We start from the raw sequence: 1,064 nt of genomic DNA, 5'->3' as shown, positions 1-1,064 counted from the left end.
GGTGATGCTGACCCCTTGTCCGGGTGATACTGACCCCTCACAGAATTGAGGTTCAATGAACTTGATGGTCTGACAATATTACCGTTTTTTTCTTAAACTTTCTCCTTTTAATTCGATTCGGTATGAGGAGTGTACCAGACGGTCCAGAATTGCATCGGCTATGGTTTCCTCTCCAATGATGTCGAACCAGCTGGCCACGGGCAATTGACTGGCGATAATAGTGGAGGCTTTTCCATGCCGGTCCTCGATCATCTCCATCAGATCCAACTGTTGCTGTTGTTCCAAATGAGAGAGTCCAAAATCATCGAGTATTAGCAGATCCGTTTTGGCCACCTTTTCAAAGAACTTGTATATGGTTCCTTCGATGCGGGCGACTTTGGTTTTCTGCAACAGCTTTTGCGTGTTGTAGTAGGCAACTTTAAAGCCCTGCACACACGCCTGATGACCAAGTGCCGAAGCTAAAAAGCTTTTTCCGCAACCAGTCGATCCTGTGATTAGTACGGATTCACCACGCGACAGGTAATCGCCTGTCGCCAAGCTTGTAATCAGAGTCCTATCTACTCCTCTGGCAGCCTCCATCTTCAGCTCTTCGATAGATGCCTGATAACGAAAACGGGCATTCTTTTCCAGTCGCTCGAAGCGCTTTTGCTCTCTTTCCTGCTGTTCGGCCTGAAGTAGTATTTCAAGTCCTTCACTCAGGGAGAGTTCGTGGTGCCTTCTGGTTTCCTGCAGAGCCATCCAGGTTCGATTCATTCCATGCAGTCGTAATTGTTTAAATTGGGTTTCAATTTGCATCATAGCTATTCAATTTAAGTGTGGATTGTGAGTAATAGGCTTTTCCGCGGATATTCCGGTGCTTGGGTAAAGCCGGTTTATTTATCTGATCTATCATGTCTGAGGTTTTGTTATTGATCACATTAAGCAAGAACCTGTACGAACAGATCTCGTATTTCAAGGCCACCTTACAGGCTTTCCTGAAGTTTTCCGGATTGGTTTTTCTATGCAGGTTCAAGAGTCCGTCACAGGTTCGGTACAACTGTTCGGGATGCTTATTCTGCTTAAAG

Annotated in this window: 1 protein-coding gene and 1 pseudogene; both read right to left on the bottom strand. The window is 45.7% G+C overall.

What is annotated here, in order from left to right; translation table 11 throughout:
* Nucleotides 1-78: 78 nt before the first annotated feature.
* A complete protein-coding gene (gene istB / locus QUH73_RS20750; RefSeq protein WP_289532358.1) occupies nucleotides 79-798 on the bottom strand; it encodes an IS21-like element helper ATPase IstB in 720 nt (239 codons plus the stop codon).
* Nucleotides 785-1,064 (bottom strand): annotated as a pseudogene (locus QUH73_RS20745) (hypothetical protein); the annotation flags it as partial. The pseudogene QUH73_RS20745 and the gene istB, both read right to left, overlap by 14 nt.

It is taken from the genome of Labilibaculum sp. K2S, assembly GCF_030372765.1.
Classification (GTDB): Bacteria; Bacteroidota; Bacteroidia; order Bacteroidales; family Marinifilaceae; genus Labilibaculum.
This window is presented reverse-complemented; position numbering and strand designations above follow the sequence as displayed.